Source organism: Brevundimonas sp. (assembly GCF_036963785.1).
Lineage (GTDB): Bacteria > Pseudomonadota > Alphaproteobacteria > Caulobacterales > Caulobacteraceae > Brevundimonas.
The window spans coordinates 45,399-65,339 of record NZ_JBALUS010000005.1; the positions used below are offsets into that span (position 1 = coordinate 45,399).

20 protein-coding genes are annotated in these 19,941 nt (G+C 68.2%); 10 read left to right on the forward strand and 10 right to left on the reverse strand.

Annotated elements, in window-relative coordinates:
- Positions 1–96: 96 nt before the first annotated feature.
- On the reverse strand, positions 97–2,823 hold the full coding sequence (locus tag V7672_RS12175; protein ID WP_335624869.1) for a tetratricopeptide repeat protein: 2,727 nt from the start codon (positions 2,821–2,823) through the stop codon (positions 97–99).
- A gap of 198 nt (positions 2,824–3,021) precedes the next feature.
- Between V7672_RS12175 and V7672_RS12180 the strand changes: the two genes are divergently transcribed.
- The 3 genes from V7672_RS12180 (at position 3,022) to V7672_RS12190 (ending at position 3,999) form a co-directional block, all read left to right on the forward strand.
- On the forward strand, positions 3,022–3,225 hold the full coding sequence (locus V7672_RS12180) for a hypothetical protein (protein ID WP_335624870.1): 204 nt from the start codon (positions 3,022–3,024) through the stop codon (positions 3,223–3,225).
- A 61-nt stretch (positions 3,226–3,286) separates the two neighbouring features.
- Entirely contained in the window at positions 3,287–3,796 is a 510-nt protein-coding gene (locus V7672_RS12185; protein WP_335624871.1) for a pyridoxamine 5'-phosphate oxidase family protein, read from the forward strand.
- Entirely contained in the window at positions 3,796–3,999 is a 204-nt protein-coding gene (locus tag V7672_RS12190) for a hypothetical protein (protein WP_335624872.1), read from the forward strand. The genes V7672_RS12185 and V7672_RS12190 overlap by 1 nt, the downstream gene beginning before the upstream one ends.
- Here the strand turns inward: V7672_RS12190 and argF are convergent.
- The 4 genes from argF to V7672_RS12210 all read right to left on the reverse strand — a co-directional run bounded on the left by argF (position 3,996) and on the right by V7672_RS12210 (position 7,620).
- Complete coding sequence (gene argF, locus V7672_RS12195; RefSeq protein WP_335624873.1) at positions 3,996–4,910, reverse strand: ornithine carbamoyltransferase; 915 nt, start codon at positions 4,908–4,910, stop codon at positions 3,996–3,998. The two genes, V7672_RS12190 and argF, sit on opposite strands and share 4 nt — an antisense overlap.
- A 100-nt stretch (positions 4,911–5,010) precedes the next feature.
- Positions 5,011–5,418: a GxxExxY protein gene (locus tag V7672_RS12200; protein WP_335624874.1), complete on the reverse strand. Its 408-nt coding sequence runs from the start codon at positions 5,416–5,418 to the stop codon at positions 5,011–5,013.
- A gap of 40 nt (positions 5,419–5,458) precedes the next feature.
- Positions 5,459–6,634 (reverse strand): aspartate aminotransferase family protein, encoded by a 1,176-nt coding sequence (locus V7672_RS12205; RefSeq protein WP_335624966.1) that lies wholly within the window; start codon positions 6,632–6,634, stop codon positions 5,459–5,461.
- 137 nt (positions 6,635–6,771) lie between these two features.
- Positions 6,772–7,620, reverse strand: coding sequence for an ABC transporter permease (locus V7672_RS12210; protein ID WP_335624875.1), 849 nt, complete (start codon positions 7,618–7,620; stop codon positions 6,772–6,774).
- Between the two features lie 211 nt (positions 7,621–7,831).
- Between V7672_RS12210 and gcrA the strand changes: the two genes are divergently transcribed.
- Positions 7,832–8,350, forward strand: coding sequence for a cell cycle sigma 70 cofactor GcrA (gene gcrA, locus V7672_RS12215; protein WP_335624876.1), 519 nt, complete (start codon positions 7,832–7,834; stop codon positions 8,348–8,350).
- Between the two features lie 287 nt (positions 8,351–8,637).
- On the opposite strand, the gene apaG is transcribed toward gcrA, so the two are convergent.
- Positions 8,638–9,042 (reverse strand): Co2+/Mg2+ efflux protein ApaG, encoded by a 405-nt coding sequence (gene apaG / locus V7672_RS12220; RefSeq protein WP_335624877.1) that lies wholly within the window; start codon positions 9,040–9,042, stop codon positions 8,638–8,640.
- An 85-nt stretch (positions 9,043–9,127) separates the two neighbouring features.
- On the opposite strand from apaG, the gene V7672_RS12225 reads away from it, so the two are divergent.
- Positions 9,128–10,153 carry a 2'-deoxycytidine 5'-triphosphate deaminase gene (locus V7672_RS12225; protein WP_335624878.1) on the forward strand — a complete coding sequence of 342 codons (1,026 nt, stop codon included), beginning with the start codon at positions 9,128–9,130 and terminating at the stop codon, positions 10,151–10,153.
- Positions 10,154–11,040: 887 nt separating this feature from the next.
- Positions 11,041–11,805: a hypothetical protein gene (locus tag V7672_RS12230; protein ID WP_335624879.1), complete on the forward strand. Its 765-nt coding sequence runs from the start codon at positions 11,041–11,043 to the stop codon at positions 11,803–11,805.
- A gap of 15 nt (positions 11,806–11,820) precedes the next feature.
- Here the strand turns inward: V7672_RS12230 and V7672_RS12235 are convergent, their stop codons facing one another.
- The gene (locus V7672_RS12235) at positions 11,821–13,089 is read right to left on the reverse strand and encodes an MFS transporter (protein WP_335624880.1); all 1,269 of its coding nucleotides are present in this window, start codon (positions 13,087–13,089) and stop codon (positions 11,821–11,823) included.
- Complete coding sequence (locus V7672_RS12240) at positions 13,086–13,556, reverse strand: cupin domain-containing protein (protein ID WP_335624881.1); 471 nt, start codon at positions 13,554–13,556, stop codon at positions 13,086–13,088. The genes V7672_RS12235 and V7672_RS12240 overlap by 4 nt, the downstream gene beginning before the upstream one ends.
- 43 nt (positions 13,557–13,599) lie before the next feature.
- On the opposite strand from V7672_RS12240, the gene dapE reads away from it, so the two are divergent.
- Positions 13,600–14,760, forward strand: a complete 1,161-nt coding sequence (gene dapE, locus V7672_RS12245; RefSeq protein WP_335624882.1) for a succinyl-diaminopimelate desuccinylase — start codon at positions 13,600–13,602, stop codon at positions 14,758–14,760.
- Positions 14,761–14,765: 5 nt separating this feature from the next.
- On the opposite strand, the gene V7672_RS12250 is transcribed toward dapE, so the two are convergent.
- Positions 14,766–16,088, reverse strand: a complete 1,323-nt coding sequence (locus V7672_RS12250; RefSeq protein ID WP_335624883.1) for an amidohydrolase — start codon at positions 16,086–16,088, stop codon at positions 14,766–14,768.
- 81 nt (positions 16,089–16,169) lie between these two features.
- On the opposite strand from V7672_RS12250, the gene V7672_RS12255 reads away from it, so the two are divergent.
- From V7672_RS12255 to V7672_RS12265, 3 genes are read left to right on the forward strand one after another with little or no spacing between them, the layout of a single operon-like run.
- Positions 16,170–16,529, forward strand: coding sequence for a hypothetical protein (locus V7672_RS12255; RefSeq protein ID WP_335624884.1), 360 nt, complete (start codon positions 16,170–16,172; stop codon positions 16,527–16,529).
- Positions 16,530–16,568: 39 nt separating this feature from the next.
- A complete protein-coding gene (locus V7672_RS12260) occupies positions 16,569–17,864 on the forward strand; it encodes an MFS transporter (protein WP_335624885.1) in 1,296 nt (431 codons plus the stop codon).
- 40 nt (positions 17,865–17,904) lie between these two features.
- Positions 17,905–18,333, forward strand: a complete 429-nt coding sequence (locus V7672_RS12265) for an SRPBCC domain-containing protein (RefSeq protein ID WP_335624886.1) — start codon at positions 17,905–17,907, stop codon at positions 18,331–18,333.
- Positions 18,334–18,960: 627 nt separating this feature from the next.
- Here the strand turns inward: V7672_RS12265 and V7672_RS12270 are convergent.
- Positions 18,961–19,932, reverse strand: coding sequence for a type II secretion system F family protein (locus V7672_RS12270; protein ID WP_335624887.1), 972 nt, complete (start codon positions 19,930–19,932; stop codon positions 18,961–18,963).
- Positions 19,933–19,941: the final 9 nt, after the last annotated feature.

The following is a 19,941-nucleotide window of genomic DNA, read 5'->3' on the forward strand; positions in this document are numbered from 1 at the left end:
GGAATCGGCGTGACCGTCCGGGCTTAGACCCGCGCACCGACCGTGGCCAGTGCATGAACGCGACAGGTGAAGACCAACCCCTTGCGGGGCCGGGGATCAGCTGGCGTCCGGCGGGGTCCCCGGCAGGAAATCCTGGGCCATATCCTCGGCGCGGATGCGCTCGGCCTCGCTCAGAAGCGCGCCGACGCGGGTCACCGAAGCGGCCGCCTGTTCATCGCCCGAGCGGGCCGCGACCCGGTACCAGGCATAGGCCTGGACAGGGCTGACCGGCATGCCGCCTTCGCCGCGCTCGTGGATGACGGCGGCGTTGAACTGCGCGTCGACCAGACCCGCCTTCGCCGCGCGCTCGATCCAGTCCAGACCCATGGGCCGGTCGGGCGTGCCGTCGGTCCCTTCGAACAGGCGCATGCCATAGGCGAACATGCCGCGCGGATAGCCGCTCTCGGCCGACCGCCGGGCCCAGGTCACGCTCTCGGCCATGTCCACCGGGGCCCCGGCCTCGCCCGTTTCATACAGCCCCGACAGCATCAGCTGCGCCGGGCCATAGCCCAGCTCGGCCGACTGGGTCAGCAGATCGAGACCTGCGGGATCGTCTTCCTCGATGGCGGTGATGGCACGTTCGAACAGATCGGTCGCCTGGGCGACGGTCTCGGCCGACAGGGGCGCCGCGGTCGTCGCCAGGGCCACCAGAGGCGTCCCGCTCGCCGCATCGCTCGGGTCGGCCGGGGCCCAGGGCATGGCCTGGCCGGTCAGTTCGGTAAAGGCATAGAGGCCGCCCATCAGGGTGACCGCGACCGCCGAGGCGCCCAGCGCCTTCTTCATCGTCGAGCCATCGCGGCTGGCCTGACGATCCATCCGCTCCTGCAGGCGCGACTTGCCCCCGCGCTTCAGGCCAAAGGCCGAGCGGGTCGGTTCCGGTTCCGGGGTCGCCATGGCGGCGCGCGCCGCTTCGACCGCGCCGCGCGTCGAGCTGGATGCCCGGCCGGCGGCGGCCGCTGCCCGCAGGGTGCGCGGGTCGACGAAATCGGTATCGCCCGAAAACTCGTCGTCTTCCGGGGCCGTGGCCGCCAGGGCATCCGAGACATCGGCCCCGCCGAAGTCCTGCGGGGCACGGGCCACCGGGGCCGGATTGGCGGCTGCGGGACTGCCGAACGGGGCCGATTCGGCGCGCGGCGTGCTGAACCGGGGAGTCTGCAGCTCGTCCTGCGGCTCGGGGTCCGGGACGGTTACCGCGGGTTCGGGGGCCGAGGCGGTCGCGCCGCCGGTCGGGAACGGGTCGGCCGGGCCGTCCAGCGGATCGCTGGACCAGATCGGATCATCGGCCATGGCCGCCACGCCGAAGGCTCCGGCGCGCCAGTCAGCGGCGGGGGCAGCCGGCTCGGGCTCGGCGACGGGCTCAGGCCTTGCGACCGGTTCGGGCTTGGCCGCTTCCGGCTCGCCCCGGCGGGCCATGCTCTCGCGCGCCTCGGCCAGCAGGCGGGCGGTGCGTTCCTCGCTCTGGCGCATGCGCTCGGCCAGCTCGCCCGAGGCACGGTCATAGTGCTGTTCAATGCGAGAGGAGCTGTCGGTCAGCTTCTGCCCGATTTCGTCCAGCGCCTGGCTGGACCGGCGCTCGGACTCGGCGATGCGTTCGCTGAGGCGGTCGGAAATCCGGCCGATCTCGGTGCCCAGCTTCTCCAGCGCCAGCGCGTGGCGATCCTCGCTGGCGACCAGACGACGCTCGACGCCCTGGGTCTTGATCTCCAGATCCCGCTCCAGCCGGTCCATGCGGGCCGGGCTGTCGACCTCCATCTTCTGGACGCGGCCGTTCAGGTTCTGGGCGATGCGCAGCACCTCGCGGCCCATGGCCTCGACCGCCTGGGCCGACCCGCGCTCGGCCTGACGCACCTGATCGCCCAGGGCGGCGACCGCGCGCTCCATCCGCTCCATGCGGTTTTCGGACTGGGCCGTGTCCAGCCGGTGCAGCATTTCGGTGCGGCTGGCCTCGACCTGACGGGTCAGGGCTTCGGCCAGCTTCTCCAGCTTGCCCTCATAGCGCTCGGCGGGATCCGGGCCGCGACCGCGTGCCTCGGCACGCGCCTCGGTCAGGCCCAGCCGCCGGTCGAGTTCAGAGAAGGCCCGCTCCAGACCGCGCAGGGCCTCGCCCGTCTGGGCCTGGGCGGCATCCAGCCGGCGACCGACGTGGTCCAGAATCTCGACGCCGCGATTGGCCTCGGCGGTTTTCTCGACCGCATCCAGCCGCTGGCGCAGCTCATGGGTGCCGATCCGCTGGCGTTCCTCGATGTCATAGAGGCGGCTGGACAGGGCGCCGATGGCGGTCTCGGTCTTGGCGAAACCCTCGGCGGTGCTCGGCCCGGTCTCCTGCTCGAAGCGGCGCAGGCGGCGGTGGCCCTCGCGCAGCTCCTCGGCGATGTCGTCGATGCGGCGGACCACGCCGTTGTCGCGTCCGTCCTGGGCATCCAGACGCCGCACCAGACCGGCGACGGCCTGATCGACACCCTGAATGGCGATGGTGGAGCGACGCTCGGCCGCCTCCAGCCGTTCGGCCATCATCTCGACCGTGGCCGACAGACGCTGGACCGGGTCGTCGCCGCCCAGCCCATAGGCGTCGTCCAGACGGCGGCTGCGGCTGCGGCGCTCATAGGTGTCGGCGACATGCGCACGGCGGGGCAGCGGGACGATCCCGTCCTCGTCATCGCCTTCCATGATCATGGAATTGAGCCACTCGCCCAGGGTCATCCCTGAACGGCGGGCAAGGTCCTTGGCGACTTCGCGAGCCTTGGGGTCTATCCCCTTTACGCTCCACGGCGCGGCTGCGCTCACTGATTCGCCTCCCGACCTCTAGACATTGACGCTACTGATCCAGATCAGGGGTGTAAACGTGTGGTTAACCCCAAGATATAGCGATCACGCCATCTTCCTGTGGACATCCGGCCCGGCGGGCCCTCCTGCACGTGATTTAGTGAACAGACACGGTTAACGCCTCGTAAAGATTAACCCTCTGGCAAGGACCGGGCCGTCATGCCCCTGATCCCGACTCTCATTGCGCTGGCCGTCCTGATCGGCTTTGGCCTGTTTGCCGGCTGGCGCGGCGCGCGTCCGCCCGACCTGATCCGGGGGCCCCGCCTGGTGCCCTGGCGGTTCCTGATGATTGCGGCCGCCGCCGTGGCCCTGGCCCTGATCGTCCACCTGGTGCGATTGGTCGCGGGCGCGCCCGCGGGTTGAGCGGAACCCGACCCGGCCCTCCCCTGTTCTTTCGGGTAACCCCCCGAAACAGGAGCCCCTCATGGCCGATACCCGTCTCAGCCCCGCCGAAGCCGAAACCGAGTTCTGGAAACATCTCAAGAAATCCAACACCGGCATGCTGGGTCTGGACCGGCCCGGCTATCACAGCCAGCCGATGACCGCCTTCCGCGACGAGGAGACGGACACCATCTGGTTCTTCACGCGTGACGACACCGACCTGGTCCATGATGTCGGCACCGGCGCCTCGGCCATGTTCACCTATGCGGCCAAGGACCAGCATGTCTTCGCCTGTATCCACGGCACCCTGATGCGCCACAATGACCGCGAAAAGGTCGACCGCTGGTGGAATCCGGTCGTCGCCGCCTGGTACCCGGACGGCAAGGACGACCCCCATCTGGTGCTCTTGCAGTTCACGCCCGGCGACGGCCGCATCTGGGTCGCCGACAAGGGCGCCTTCGGCTTCGCCTATGAAATCCTCAAGGCCAATCTGACCAAGACCACCCCCGACAGCGGCGGCGTCGCCGACGTCGATCTTGGGGGCACGCGCTGATGGACGAAATCCGCGCCCACCTCAAGGCATTCCGCACCGTCGACTGGCTGCTGCTGATTGCCGCCGCCCTGATCGGGTCAGCGGTCCTCGACGGCCTTGTCGGGCTGATCGTCGGCGCCATCGTCGGCTATCTCGGCATCCTCGCCTGGCACAAGGGCGCCTTCAGCAAGCGCCGCGGCCCGCCGGATGAGCCGCGGGCCTAGCCCGCCAGGCACCAGGCCAACACGGCCTTCTGCGCGTGGATGCGGTTCTCGGCCTCGTCCCAGACCAGCGAACGGGGGCCATCGATCACCGCATCGGTGACCTCCTCGCCCCGGTGGGCCGGCAGGCAGTGCAGAAAGACGGCGTCCGACGCGGCCTCGGTCATCAGGGCGTCGTCGACCGTATAGCCTTCGAACGCCTCCAGCCGCTCTTCATAGTCCTGATCGCCCATCGACACCCAGGTGTCGGTGACCACCACGTCGGCGCCGCGCACCGCCTCATGCGGATTGGCGGTCAGCGTCACCGACGGCCCGCCGACGGTCAGGTCACGCAGGTCCGGATGGTATTCCGGCGGGCAGGCGACGTTCAGGTGAAAGCCCAGCTTTTGCGCGGCGTGCATGAAGCTGTGGCAGACATTGTTGCCGTCCCCGACCCAGGCCACGGTCTTGCCGGCAATCGGCCCCCGATGCTCCTCGATGGTCATCAGATCGGCCAGGATCTGACAGGGGTGGCTGCGGTCGGTCAGGCCGTTGATGACCGGCACCGTTGAAAATCGGGCAAAGCGCTCGACGTCCTCGTGATCATTGGCGCGGATCATCACCGCATCAACCATGCGCGACAGCACCCGCGCCGTATCCTCGACCGGTTCACCCCGGCCGAGCTGCATGTCCGACGCCGTGGCGATGATCGACGATCCCCCCAGCTGACGGATGGCCGCATCAAAGCTGAACCGCGTGCGGGTCGAGTTCTTCTCGAAGATCATGGCCAGCACATGATCGCGCGCCGGCGCATCGGCATCGACCCAGCCCTTCGGCTTGCCCTGACGCGCCGCCTTGCGGGCATGGGCATCATCCAGAATGCCCCGCAGGTCTTCAGCCGGCAGCCGGGAGATGTCGAGGAAGTGTCGGGTCATGGGCGGTCACGAGCGAGAGGGAGGGGGGCGTCGTAGAAGGGGTTCATCACAGAGAACACCGAGGAGGCACTGAGAGCACTGAAGGAGGTATCGCTCGACCTCAAAGGACGAGCCTGCGGATGCCGTCCTTAAGTCGCACGGAGTTGAAGTTTACCAGATAGCCGAGACGCACTCCTGAAAATCTAAGGTAGGTCAGAACCTGAGCCGAATGGATCGACGCCAGGGCGTCGATCGCCTTGATTTCAACGACGACCGAACGCTCGACCAGAACATCGATGCGAAATCCCACATCAAGTCGAGCATCACGATAGCTGACGGGTACGCCTACCTGTCGCTCCGTCGCCAAGCCCGCGCTCTGCAATTCTTCTACCAGGCAATGCTCGTAGACTGACTCGAGAAGGCCCGGCCCAAGAGAGTCATGAACAGAGAAGGCTGCCTTCAAAACGGCGGTGCCGACGTCGTTCACAGCGGCGGGGATCGGCTCGCGATCTCTGTGCTCTCCGTGCATCCACCGTGTCCTCCGTGAAGAACCGAACCTGCCTCACCCGTCAGCCCGCGATTTTACCCCTCGCAAACTCGCAGGTCTTCTCGAACCGTTCGATGGCCTCGGCGGCGTCTTCGCGGGTGAAGTTCAGGGGCGGCAGCATGCGCACGCAGTTGTCGCCGCCGCCGGCCACCAGCAGCTGGTTTTCGTCGCGGGCCCAGCCCATGAATTCGCGGTTGTTGGGCTTGAGCTTGATCCCGATCAGCAGGCCCTTGCCGCGCACGTCCTCGATCACATCGGGGAAGCGTTCCTGCAGGCCGGCCAGCTGCTGCTTCAGATAGCCGGCGATTTCGCGCACATTCTCAAGCGTCTCGGGCTTCGAAATCTCGTCATAGGCGGCCAGGCCGACGGCCATGGCCAGCGGATTGCCGCCGAAGGTCGAGCCGTGCACGCCGACCGTCATGCCCTTGGCCGCCTTTTCCGAGGCCAGGCACGCCCCGACCGGGAAGCCGCCGCCCAGCGCCTTGGCGATGGCCATGATGTCGGGCGCCATGCCGGCCCATTCGTGGGCCCACAGCTTGCCCGTCCGGCCCATGCCGCACTGGACCTCGTCGAAGATGATCAGCACACCGTGCGCGTCGCACAGCTCGCGCAGGCCGCGCAGGCAGACCTCGGGCACCGAGCGCGCGCCGCCCTCGCCCTGCACGGGTTCGAGGATGATGGCTGCGGTGTCGGGCCGGGCGATGGCCGCCTTGATCGCCTCGTGGTCGCCGAAGGTCAGCTGCGAATAGCCGGGCAGGCGCGGACCGAAGCCCTCAACATAGTTGGGATTGCCCGCCGCATTGATGGCGCCATAGGTGCGGCCGTGGAACGAGCCGTCAAAGCCGTAGATCTCGATCCGCTCGGGCTGGCCGTTGGCGTGATGATATTTGCGGGCGGTCTTGAGCGCGCATTCGACCGCTTCCGAGCCCGAATTGGTGAAGAACACCGCATCGGCAAAACTGTCGGCGCACAGCCGGTCGGCCAGTTCTTCCTGACCCGGGATCTGGAAGATGTTCGAGACGTGCCACAGCTTTTCGGCCTGGTCCTTGACCGCCTGCACCAGTCGCGGGTGGGCGTGGCCCAGGGCATTGGTCGAAATGCCCGAGACGCAGTCCAGATAGACGGTGCCGTCGGTCGCATACAGGCGCGGCCCCTTGCCATGATCGACAGCGAGCGGCGCGCGGTTGTAGACACCCATCAGATGGCTGGACACGGGATCGGACCTCCAGAACGCGAAAGCCCCGGCGCGAGAACGGCACCGGGACCGATGAAACAGACGTCTGGCCTTGTCGGACTCCGCCCCCGCTTAGTCAACACCGGGCGGTGGCGCTGCAATCAGCTCTTCAGCCGCCAGCCCGAGCGGAACACGGCCCAGCAGGTGACGGCAAAGACGACCGTCAGCACGCCCGCCGCCGCGCCGCCGATCAGCAGATTGCTCTCGGCCTGACCGATGAAGCCGGCCCTGAAGCCGTCGATCAGATAGAAGAAGGGGTTGAAGCGGCTGAAGGTGGCGAACGGCTCGGGCAGGCGCTCGACCAGATAGAAGGCCCCCGACAGGAAGGTCAGCGGCATGACCACGAAATTCTGTACGGCCGACAGCTGGTCGAACTTCTCGCTCCACAGGCCGGCCAGCACCCCGACCATGCCCATCAGCAGGCTGGCACACAGGCCGAACCACAGGATCAGGCCCAGGTTCTGGATCTCAAGCTGGGCGAACGGCAGCACGCACAGGGCGGTCACCAGGCCGACGACCAGGCCGCGCGTGGCGGCGCCGAGCGTAAAGCCGATGGTCAGCTCCAGCGGGCTGAGCGGCGGCGTGAGAAAGTCGGTGGCCGTGCCCATGATCTTGGCCTGGATCAGGCTGGAAGAGGAGTTGGCAAAGGCATTGTTCAGCATGGCCATCATGATCAGGCCGGGCGCGACGAATTCGGCAAAGGGCGTGCCGTGCAGCGGCGGACGCCCACCCTCGAACGCCACCACGAACACCAGCATGTACAGCAGGGTCGTCACCACCGGGGCGGCGACCGTCTGGGCCCCCACCTTCCAGAAGCGGCGGACCTCGCGCAGATACAGCGTCCAGACCCCGATGCCGTTGATCCCGACATAGCGGCGCGGCACGGGCGGACCCTTGGCCGCATCGGCGGTGGCGAGGTCGGCGAGGGTCGAGGGCGTGTGTTCGGTCATGTCCGGCCAGATGCGCCCGATGAGGCTCCGGTTCAAGCCACAGCGGCCCCGGGGCCTTCAGCGAACACTGATTCAAGATGTGGTTTCTGTGGACACTCCGAATCGCACATCTTGCGTCTGTTAACGAGAGGTTTACGACTGGTTGTGGGTCAGGCGCGCCAGCAGGGGCTCCCGACGCAAGATATTGAATCGACCAAACCGGGAGGATGGCATGACCGCAGGCTGGACCGAGGATCGCGTTGGCGCACTGACCAAGCTCTGGCTTGAAGGCCAGTCGGCCAGCCAGATTGCCAAGGCTCTGGGCGGTGGCGTGACCCGCAACGCCGTGATCGGCAAGGTGCACCGTCTGGGCCTGTCGGGCCGGGCTGCGCCCAGCCAGCCGGCGCGCACCACCTATCGCCCCACCCGCCCGCGCGCGGCGGCCCCCGCCCCGGCCCAGCCGTCGGCCCCGCGCCGCATCGAGGCCGCCCAGTCTCGCCCCGTGCCGCCGACCCGTCCCGATCCGACCCCGGAAATGCCCGGCACGGCCACGGTCATGACGCTGGGCGCCCATATGTGCAAATGGCCGATCGGCGATCCGTCCTCGACCGAGTTCAGCTTCTGCGGCCGTCGCGCCTCGGAAGGCGTCTATTGCGTCGAACACGCCCGGGTCGCCTACCAGCCCCAGGTCAAGCGCGGCGGCAAGGACGGCAGCTCCGATCTGGCGCGTTCGCTGCGACGGTATATCTGAGTGGCGAGTGACGGGTGGCGAGTGACGGGTGGCGAGTGACGGGTGGCGAGTGGCGAGGTCTGCCTTCGCCGCCGACTGCGTCTGACTACTCGTCACACGCCACTCGCCACTCGTCACTCCTGAGGCTTTCACGATCGCCCCTTGTGGGCCACCACCCCCTCGCCGGGCATTCGCGCCGGGCGAGCCTTCGGGGGGCGGGGCTGCGGTTCTCCGGGTTGACGCAGCCCCGGCCTCGAAATTTTGGGCGCTAACGCTCGCCGCGCGGCGGCTCGCTGCTTGAGCGCAGGTCAGTTCAACGTCCTTGCCCCCGGCACGTCCAGGCTGAAGGCGGGGATTTCCGCCTCGAACCGTTCGCCGTCGGGCGTCTCCATCACATAGGTGCCGCGCATGGCGCCCGAGGGCGTCGGCAGCGGGCAGCCCGAGGCATAGCTGTGGCTGTCGCCGGGCGCGATGACCGGCTGTTCGCCGACCACGCCGTCGCCGATCACCACCTCCTCGCGGCCCGCGGCATCGGTGATGATCCAGTGGCGCGACAACAGCTGCACCGGCACCCCGGTCAGATTGACGATCTCGATCTGATAGGCCCAGACCCACAGGCCCTCATCGGGGTTCGAGCGCCCGGCCAGATAACTGGGCTGGACCTTGACGCGGACGCCCCGGGTTTCGGCGGTATAGGCGGCACTCTCATACATGCCCCCATGCTCGCCCCGCCGCGCGCGCGCCGCAAGCCTGTTTCGGCTTGACGACTCGCCCGTAAATCCGTGGAAGACTGGGGCCATGACCTTTGACGCCCCCCGCCCCGGCATCCTGCCCTGCCAGGCCATCGACACCCTGATCGCCGCAGGCGCCGTGACCTCGGACACGCCCTTCGACGCCGATCAGGTCCAGCCCGCCAGTCTGGACCTGCGCCTGTCCGACCGGGGCTGGCGGGTGCGCGCCTCCTTCCTGCCGGGCGAGCGCACGGTCGAGACCCGCATCCAGGACGTGGTCATGCACACCATCGACCTTGCGGGCGGGGCGGTGCTGGAAAAGGGCTGCGTCTATATCGTCAAGCTGCAGGAGCGGCTGAACCTGCCCAGGGGTGTGGTCGCCCGCGCCAATCCGAAAAGCTCGACCGGCCGGGTCGATGTGTTCGTGCGCCTGATGACCGACCGGGGCGCCACCTTTGACGATGTGGCCGAGGGCTACGACGGGCCGCTCTATCTGGAAATCGCGCCCCAGACCTTCTCGGTCCTCGTCCGGCCCGGCACCCGGCTGAACCAGCTGCGCCTCAAGGCGGGCGAGCCGCCGCGTCTGGAAACCCGCAGCGTCGGCGTGGATCTGGCCTTCGAGAAGGACGGCGGCATCGTCGGCTATCGCGGGCGTCGCCACGCCGGCCTGATCGACCTGGACAAGGTTGCCGGCCACGACCCCGCCGACTTCTGGGAGCCGCTGCGCGCCCAGCGCGGCGAGCTGATGCTGGACCCCGGCGAATTCTACATCCTCGCCTCACGCGAAGCCGTCGAGATCCCGGTCGACCAGGCCGCCGAAATGACCCCCATCGACCCCTCGGTCGGCGAGTTCCGCGTCCACTATGCCGGCTTCTTCGACCCCGGCTTCGGCACCGACGAAGCGCACGGCGCGGGCTCCAAGGGCGTGCTCGAGGTCCGCACCCACGACACCCCCTTCATGCTGGAACACGGCCAGATCGTCGCCCGCCTGGTCTATGAACCCCTGACTGAACGCCCCGACCGCCTCTACGGCGAAGGCGGCAGCCACTACCAGAGCCAGGGCCTGAAGCTCAGCAAGCACTTCCGGGCCTGATATCCTCCCTCATAGCGAAGCGTATGGGGGAGGGGGACCGCCGAAGGCCGTGGAGGGGGCGGAAACGGCTGCACGGCTTGAGCGCCCGCCGACAGTGGCCCATGCTGTAAACATGGTTCACCGCACCCGACTGCGACTGCTGTTTCTCGGGTTTCCGATCGTGCTGATCGGGGCAGGGTGGCTGGCCCACGCCCTGCGCGCTCCCGAAGGCCTGATTTCGATTGCCCTTTTCGGAACTGGCCTGGCCTACTTCATTTTCCTGATGATCAAGATGCGTTGTCCGCGTTGCAAAGCCTGGCCCTACCCCGAGCCATATTTTTGGCCGCTCCCCTTGATGCGTTTCCCGACGCATTGCGACACGTGCAACCTCGACTTCACCCGCCCCCGGAGTCGTCCCCAGGTCTGAGGCCGCTCACGCCCCAATTCGTCACCCTCGGACTTGATCCGAGGGTCGGTCCGGGCAGGCCTGTTGACGTGAGCGCGTGATACCGATCCTCGGGTCAAGCCCGAGGACGACGGCCGGCCATCAGTAGTCGGTGCCCTTGGCTCGCAAGGATTTCCAGAAGCACAGGGCACCAAACAATCCGAGCAGCACGGCCAACCCATACCGGCCCCCAATTGCAGCAAGCGTGGCTGCGACGACGCTCCCGACGGCGAGGCGTAAATAGAACAGTGAGGTACCTGGCGGGTCGTACATGGCTGAAGCCTGGATCCCGGATGCTCGGGCCGCAAGTCCCCCTCACTCCAACCGGTCCGCCTTCCTGAGGGCCGGAACCGTCTTGGCCCACAGGCCGGTGAAGTGCCCCCGCCGCTGGCACATATCCTGCTGAAATCATCCCGGCCCGGATCACTTCGGAACAGGGCCTCGGGAGACTGCCATGTCTTGGATGGCGATCAGTACAGGTCTGGCCGCGCTGTGTGGCCTCGGGGTGGTGCTCCATGCGTGGCGGGTCAGGGAGCCGGGCGCAGACCCCGCGCGGGCCGGGCTGTCCCGTTTCGGCATCGGCGTCCTGCTGGTGACCTGGGGCGCGCTGGTGCCTGTCACCCTGTTCCTGTGGCGACAAGGGCTGGCGGCGCCCTGGCTGTTCGGAGCCGAGACCTATGACGGCGGCGTGGTGGAAACCGTCACCGCCGTCGGCCTGATCCTGATCGCCCTCCTGGCCGCGCGGCAGGCGATGGTCTCACGCGGGGTCCTCGGGATCGCCGCCTGGGCGAGCCTCGCCCTGTTCGCCGTTCTGGCCTTCGGGGAAGAGGCGAGCTGGGGCCAGCACATCTTCCACTGGACCTCGACCGGGGCCTTCGCCTCCGAAAACCTCCAGGCCGAGACCAATCTGCACAACTTCATCTCGCCCCGCCTTTACGACATCGCCTATGCGGCGGTCGGCTGGGGCATGGTGGGCGCGGCCGGCCTGCTGAGCCTCCGTCCGGAATGGCTGGCGCCTCTGCTGCGCCATCCCCCGCTGGATCGGGCCTCGGTCGTTCGCATCGCCCTGCTGGTCTCGGCCGGCGTGCTCCTCCAGCACGAACTGTTCGAGGAGATGGCCGAGGCCGTCGCCATTCTGGCCGTCGTCTTCCTTCAGGCCGAGCTGGCCCTGACCGGCCGTGCCCCCGCCCGGGCGGCGCACCCTCCGGTTCCCGCCGTGCCCGTCTAGTCGCGCGGCCCGGCCTCACTCCAGCCGGTCGGCCTTGCGCAGGTCCGGGAACATCTTCGCCCAGAGGCCGGTGGAGGCCAGCGCGCCGAACCCGCCGAACACCGCAGCCCCCACGGGGCCGAGCAGGCGCACCATGACCCCGGAATAGGCCTCGCCCAGTTCGTTCGAGGCGCCGATGAACAGCATGGAGACCGAGCTGACCCGGCCGCGCATGTGATCGGGCGTGGCCAGCTGGATCAGGGTCTGGCGGATGTTGACGCTGATCATGTCGGCCGCCCCGCCGATCAGCAGCACCAGCGCCGACAGCCAGGCCATCCGCGACAGGCCAAACGTCAGGGTGCAGAGGCCGAAGACAGCGACCGCCGCCAGCATCCAGGTGCCGCCATTCCGCGTGATCGGAAACCGGCTGAGATAGACGGCCATTCCCAGCGCCCCGACCCCGAACGAGGCCCGCAGCAGGCCAAAGCCCGTAGCTCCGACCTCAAGGATGTCGCGCGCGAACACCGGGGTCAGCAGGGCCACCCCCGCCAGCATGACCACCACCAGATCCAGCGAGATGGCGCCCAGCACAATCTTGGTCTTCCAGACATAGCGCAGCCCCTCGGTGACAGCCTGAATGCGGGTCAGCCCCGTCTGGATGACCGGCGGGCGGCCCGAGGTGCGGATTAGCAGCAGGGAGGTGACCGCCACGGCGAACATCGCCGCCGAGACGCCATAGGCCAGCGGCACCGACAGGCCGACGATCAGCCCGCCCAGCGCGGGGCCCGCGATGGCGCCGGTCTGAAAGGCGATCGACTGCGCCGCAATGGCGGGGGCCAGCGCGCGGCGTCCGACCACCATGGGCAGGAAGGCCTGGGTCGCGGGGGCCAGAAACGCACGCGCGGCGCCGAAGACGGCGGCAATGGCCAGCAGCCCCCACAGCGGCGGATCGCCTCTCAGGGCCAGCCCGAGGAAGGCCGCCGCACAACTGCCCTCGACCAGGACAGACAGGATGACCGTCGTCTTTCGGTCGCGCCGGTCGGCCATGGCCCCGGCGGGCAGGGTCAGGGCCAGCAGCGGCAGGAATTGCGCCAGACCGACAAGGCCCAGATACAGGCTGGCCTGTTCGATCGGATGGTCGCGCCGGGCGATCTCATAGACCTGCCACAACAGGGCCGAGGACTGGATCTGGATGCCGAGCACGGCGCTCAGCCGCCCCAGCCACAGCCAGCGGAAATCGGGCACGGACCAGGGACTGGCCGGGCCTTCGTGCAGCGGAGAGGAAGCGGGTCCGTCGTCGCTCACGTGCGGCGGTCAGACTTGGGATAGGGGGTGCCGTCGCGGTGCGAGAACACACCCGAGCGGAAGGTCATGTCGATGTCGGGGTACTCCCCGTAATCACCGCCCGGCTTGCGGGTGCCGACCTCCAGCAGGACGGCGTCCTGGTCGCTGCGGTTTTCCAGCCTGTGGCCATTCTCGACCCCCGCCTTGAACCCGGCGCAGTCGCCGGCGCGCAGGACGGTTTCGCCCTCATCCTCGATCAGTACCACCTCGCCCGACAGCACCCAGACGAATTCGTCCTCGCCCTCATGCCAGTGACGCTGGCTGGACCAGGCGCCGGGCGGAAGGGTCAGGTGGTTCACGCCGAACTGGTCCAGCCCCACGGCATCGCCCAATCGCATCCGGCGGCGCGCCTTGCACGGCCCGGCGTGTTCCTCGGGATAGCCGGTGCCGTCGGCCCGCGGCGCGGTGTTCAGATCGATACGGGGCATGGGGTCTTCTCGCAGGTCCTGACACCTCCTAAAGCATGGAGCCATGCACGCACCAGCCCGCCTGATCGATCCCGTTGCCCTGACCCGCGACCTGATCCGCAGCCCGTCTGTCACCCCGGTCGATGCGGGGGCGATGGCGACGCTGAAGGGGGCGCTGGAGGGGCTGGGCTTTACCTGTCGCGACCTGCCGTTCGAGGGCACACCGAACCTGTATGCCCGGCGGGGGACCGAGGGGCCCAACCTCTGCTTCGCCGGCCACACCGATGTCGTGCCGACCGGCACGGTCGCCGCCTGGTCGCACGATCCCTTCGCCGCCGAGGTCCGGGACGGCGTGCTGTTCGGCCGGGGCGCGGTCGACATGAAGGGTGGCATCGCCTGCTGGCTCGCCGCCGTCTCGCGCGTGCTGGCCGAGGCCGGCGTGCCCGGCTCCCTGTCCTTCCTGATCACCGGCGACGAGGAAGGCCCGGCCCTGCACGGCACCAAGCGCGTCGTTGAGCAACTCATGGCCGAGGGCGAGCGGATCGACGCCTGTGTGGTGGGCGAGCCCTCCTCCTCCCAACACCTCGGCGACATGATCAAGGTCGGCCGGCGCGGCTCGCTGAACAGCTGGATCACGGTCAAGGGCCGTCAGGGCCACGTTGCCTATCCCGACCGGGCCGCCAATCCGGTCCCGGTGCTGGTCCGGCTGCTGAACCGTCTGGCCGAGGCCCATCTGGACGACGGCTATCCCGAGTTCCCGCCCTCGAACCTCGAGATCACCACGGTCGACGTCGGCAATCCGGCGTCGAACGTCATTCCGGCCGAGGCGACGGCCCGGCTGAACATCCGCTTCAACCCGACCCACACGGGCGACGCCCTGTCAAAGTGGCTGGACGACCAGGCCGCTGCGGTCGCCGCCGAGACCGGTCTGGCCATCACGCTCGAACACCTGTGCTCCGGCGATGCCTTCCTCACGGATCGCGGTCCCCTCGTAGAGGCTGTCGAGGCCGCCGTAGAGGGTGTCGAGGGTATCCGGCCGGAAAGCTCGACCACCGGCGGCACCTCCGATGCCCGCTTCATTCGCGCGCTTTGTCCGGTGCTGGAGCTGGGTCTGGTCGGCCAGACCATGCACCAGATCGACGAGCAGGTGCCGGTCGCCCAGCTGGAATCCCTGACCGAGATCTACGCCGCCGTGATCCGCACCTGGTTCGCGCGAACCGCCTGAAATCCCTACTGTTCGAGGAACCGCAGGGCGGTGAAGACGTGGGCCTTCACCCCCACGATCAGCACATCCTCGTTCACGTCGAACATCGGCGAGTGATTGGGCGCCGACGTGGCCGGATCCACCCTCGCGGCGCTGGCCCCCAGATGCCAGAAAACCCCCGGGATTTCCGCCTGGTAGTAGCTGAAATCCTCGGCCACCGTGGTCGGCGGGACGGCCGGATTGACCTGCCCCTCGCCCGCCGCCTCTTCCAGAACCGGGGCCAGCCAAGCCGACAGCGCCGGGTCGTTATAGACCAGCGCCGCATTCTGTTTGACCGAGAATTCCGCCGTCGCCCCATAGGCTTCCGCCACATGACCGATGGCCGCCTCGGCCCGCGCCACCAGATCATCGCGCTGGGCGATGTCGAAGGTGCGCAGCGTCCCGCTCAGCCGCGCCTCGTCCGGGATGATGTTGTAGCGCACCCCCGCCTCGATCGTGGCGATTGTGAAGACGGTCGGCGTGGCCGTCGGGTCGACCGTGCGCGCCGTCAGCGTGTTGACCGTCTGGACCACCTGACTGGCAACGGCAATGATATCAATGCCTTTCCACGGCCAGGCCCCGTGCGTCTGGCGCCCCGACAGGACGATGTCGACCCGGTCCGACGCTGCCATGAACCCTTCCGGCCGATAGAAGATCGTGCCCGGCCGGCCCGGCACGACGTGCAGGCCAAAGATCGCCTCGGGCCGGGGATCGTCCAGCACCCCCTCGGCGATCATCAGCGCCGCCCCGCCCATGGGCTCGCCCGGAGGGGCCCCTTCCTCGGCGGGCTGGAAGATGAAGACGATGGTGCCGGAAATCTGGTCGCGCATGCCGGCCAGCACTTCGGCCGCGCCCATCAGCATGGCGATATGGGCGTCGTGGCCACAGGCGTGGGCGACCGGCACGGTGCGCCCCTGATACGTCCCGATCGCGGTCGAGGCGAACGGCAGGCCCGTCGCCTCCTCGACCGGCAGGGCATCCATGTCGGCCCGAAGCGCCACGGTCCGGCCCGGCCGTCCGCCGCGCAGAATGGCGACCACTCCGGTCTTGCCGACCCCGACCCGGACCTCCAGTCCCAGCCCGCGCAGATGGTCGGCGATCACCTCGGCCGTGCGATGCTCGGCAAAGCCCAGCTCGGGGTTCTGGTGAAAGTCCCGCCGCCACAGGACGACATCGGGCATGACGGCCACGACCGCCGCCTCGACCTGTGCGGACTCGATGGACTGGGCGCTCGCGGGCGCCGCCCCGGCCAGCGCCAGCGCTGCCGTGAGCCCCATCAGGACTGTCACGCGTTTGAAGTATCCGATCATCTGAGCCTCCCTGCCTGCCCCCTCATGCTGTGCCCTTGTGCCGCCTTGCACAAGCACAGGCCCCGTCCAATCTGGAGTCCCATGCCCATCAAGACCGCCAAAACCGAGTGGCAGGACGTGGTTCTGATATGCCGCAAATGCTCGAAGAAGCTGAAACGCAAGGGGTTCGGCCCGGACCAGGACCGCAGCCTGGCCAAGGCGATGAAACGCTGGCTGAAGCCCGGCAAGGGGCTGAAGGCGACCGTCGCCGTGGTCGAGACCGGCTGTTTTGACCTCTGCCCCAAGGGCGCCGTTGTCGCCACCAATGCCCGCGCGCCCGAAAAGCTGCTGGTCATCCAGCCCGGCACCGACCTGACCGAAATCCGCGACAGTCTGGGCCTGCGCGACGGCCGACGCCGGAAACCCGACGCCACACGAATTGATCCGGCGTCCGCCTCCTGACGCTGGCCACGGGGCCGCCCCCGGGCCTATCGAGGGGGTGTGAACCTCAAGAGCCCCACCTTCATGCTTTTGTTCGCGGTCAGCCTGATCGCGGCGGCGGGCAATATGGCGCTGCAGTCGGTCCTGCCGGCGCTGGGGCGGGCGTTCGAGCTGTCCGACACGCTTGTGGCCGGGGCCTTTGCCATCTCGGCCCTGATGTGGACCCTGACCTCGCCGGTCTGGGCGCGGCTGTCGGACCGGCTGGGCCGCAAGCGCGTCATCCTGATCGGCCTCGGCGGCTTCATCCTGTCGATGAGCGGCTTCGGCCTGGCCGCGACGGCGGGGCTGGAAGGCTGGTTGCTGGCGGTCGTCGCCTTCTCCCTGATGGTCGTCGCCCGCACCGTCTATGGCCTGTTCGGCTCGGCGGCGCCGATCGCCTCCCAGGCCTATGTCGCCGACCGGACGACCCCGGCCGAGCGGACCCAGGCGATGAGCTGGCTGGCCTCGGCGCAGGGGCTGGGCACGGTCGTCGGCCCGGCGCTGGCGCCCTTCTTCGTCCTGCCGCTCGTCGGACTGGCCGGCCCCATGTATGCCTTTGCCGCCATGGGCGCGGTCGTTCTGTGGGCCGTGTGGCGCTACCTGCCCAGCGGCGATGTGGTGCGCCAGCCGACCGACCGGCTGCGCGATCCCGGTCGCGGCCTGTGGCGGGATCCGCGCATCAAGGACTATCTGCTGTACGGCCTCGCCCTGATGGCGGTGCAGGCCATCAATATCTCCGTCCTCGGCTTTCATGTCATCGACGAACTGGCGGTCGAGGGTCTGGCACCCTCGCAGGCCCAGCCCTTCATCGGCGTGGCCATGCTGGCCGGGGCCGCCGCCACCCTGATGGTGCAGTGGGGCCTGATCCCCATGCTGAAGATGCAGCCCCGCGACCTGATGCGCTGGGGGGCAGGGCTGGCGCTGGTCGGCAATGCCATGAGCATCGCCTCGCCCGGCTTTTTCGGGGTGGTGGTCGGCTATGCCGTCGTCTCGATGGGGGTCGGCTTTGCCCGGCCGGGCTTTACCGCCGGGTCGTCGCTGTCGGTCGGCCCGCACGAACAGGGCGCAGTCGCGGGCCTGATGATGTCACTGGCCGGGATCAGCTTCCTGGCGCCGCCGATCATCGGCGTCGGCCTGTATGAGCTGATGGAGCCCGCGCCGTTCGTCTTCAATGTGATCCTCGGCCTTCTGGCCCTGATCGGCTGCTTCCTCAGTCCGGTGCTGCGTGTCGGCCCGGAGGACCTGCCCGACCGCGACGAGACGCCCGGTCCCGACACCGCCCCCGCGTCACAGCCCGGTCCCGAAGGCAATCGCTAGACAGTAGTCAGACGCGGCATCTCGTGGCACATCCCCGGCCATGGACACACGCATCGAAAAACGAGTGGGCATTCAGGCGACCCCTGACCGCCTGTGGGACGTGCTGGTCGACTTCCCGGGCTGGAGCCGCTGGAACCCCTATGAGACCGACGTCGAGGGTCAGCTGGCCTTTGGCGCGCCGATCCGCATGACCGAGACCTGGCCGGGCATGGCCGCCCGGCCGGTCGACGGCCGCATCAACGAGTGGCAGCCGCTGGCCCAGCTGATCTGGGTGGAAAAGCGCGGCTGGCTGTTTTCGACCGTCCGCTATTTCGAGATCGAGGAACTGGACAAGGACTCCTGCATCCTGGCCACGGGCATGATGTTCCAGGGCCTGCGCGCCGAACTGTTCATGGACAAGCACCGCGGCGTGATCCGCGACGCCCTCGGCGACCTCTGCGACCGGCTGAAGGTCGTGGCCGAGGGCTGAGGCGGACGTTGACACCCTGCGGCATCGAGGGCACCGTCGTCTCGGGCTGAGCGCGGCCCGTCATAAAGAGGGTCCCATGAAGACGTCTCTCCTCGTCGCCGGCACAGCTCTTGCCCTGGCCGTGTGCACGGCCCATCCGGCCGCCGCCCATACCAGGCCCAACCTGGGCCCGTCTGCCTCATCATATTCTGCCGCACAGGCCCCCGACGCCAACCGCGCAGGCGTCGGGCGACTCGGGATAGGTCCCGTGACCGTTTACGATCACGGGTCGGCCCCAATGCGGCCACGGCGAGTCTCAACCCAGACCGACCTTGCTGTAGGCACGGAGGTCCGTGCCCGCGACGGAAGCCTCATCGGCGTCGTCGTCGGGACGACTCTGGATGATCGGGGCTATGTGGACGCGGTCCTGGTCCGTTCGGCCGACGGCGTCCGCCAGCTGCCTGCGTCCGCCGCCGACGTTCGCGGAGAAGGATCCGCGGCAGTGGTCATCAGTCGCTGGAATCGCAGCCGCGTGGAGCGTCTGGAGGCCGTTGCGCCAACGCCTGAAACCAGAGGTCCGCAACGTGGGCCCGGCGTACGGCCTCAAACGGGGCGCGGCTGAACGCCGGGCTTGCCCGACGTTTGAGGTCAGCCGCCCTTGGCCATCGTGTCCTGGATGTTGATGATCGCCGGGGTCAGGATGACGATGAACAGCACCGGCAGGAAGAACAGGATCATCGGCACCGTCAGCTTGGCCGGGAGGGCCGCGGCCTTCTTTTCGGCGGCGGACAGGCGCAGGTCGCGGTTTTCCTTGGCCATGGTGCGCAGGGCCGTGCCCAGCGGCGTGCCATAGGTCTCGGCCTGGGTCATGGCCGTGGCCACCGACCGGATGCCCGGGTGATTGGTGCGTTTGGCCAGCCCTTCATAGGCCAGCCGCCGGTCCGGCAGATAGCTGAGCTCGGCTGACAGCAGGGTCAGTTCCTCGGCCAGATCGATGGACGAGGCGCCGATCTCCTGGCTGACCTTCTGCACCGCCGCCTCGATCGACATGCCCGCCTCGACGCAGATCAGCAGCAGGTCCAGGGCATCGGGGAAGGCCTGCATGATCGAGGTGCGGCGCTTGGAAATGCGGTTCGAGAGATAGAGGTTCGGCGCATAGAAGCCGACCACCGCCGCCGCCATCACCGCCGTCACCCGCGTCATGAACGGCAGGCCGAAGTCATTGAACACGAACAGGTAAAAGGTCACCACCGCCATGAAGATGAACGGCATGGAGAAGCGGAAGAAATAGAAGGTCGTCAGGGGCCTGGGTCCGCGATAGCCCGCCTGGGTCATCTTTTCGGCGACCTTGGGATCTTCCAGCAGCTTGGTCAGGTTCAGCTGGTCGACGACCCGCTTCTTGAAGCCCTCGTCCGACTGTCGAAGGCTGGAGCCCTGGGTGGCCATGGCCTGACGCGAGCGGCGCTTCAGCTCCTCGCGGCGGGCGGCGACAGCCTTCATCCGTTTGTCCAGCCCGGCCCCGCCGCCCATGGACGACAGCAGGGTGAAGACGGTGGCGAACACGGCCACCGCCACGCCCACGCTGAGCAGGTTCTGCGGATTGGTCAGGAACTGGATCATGCCAGCATG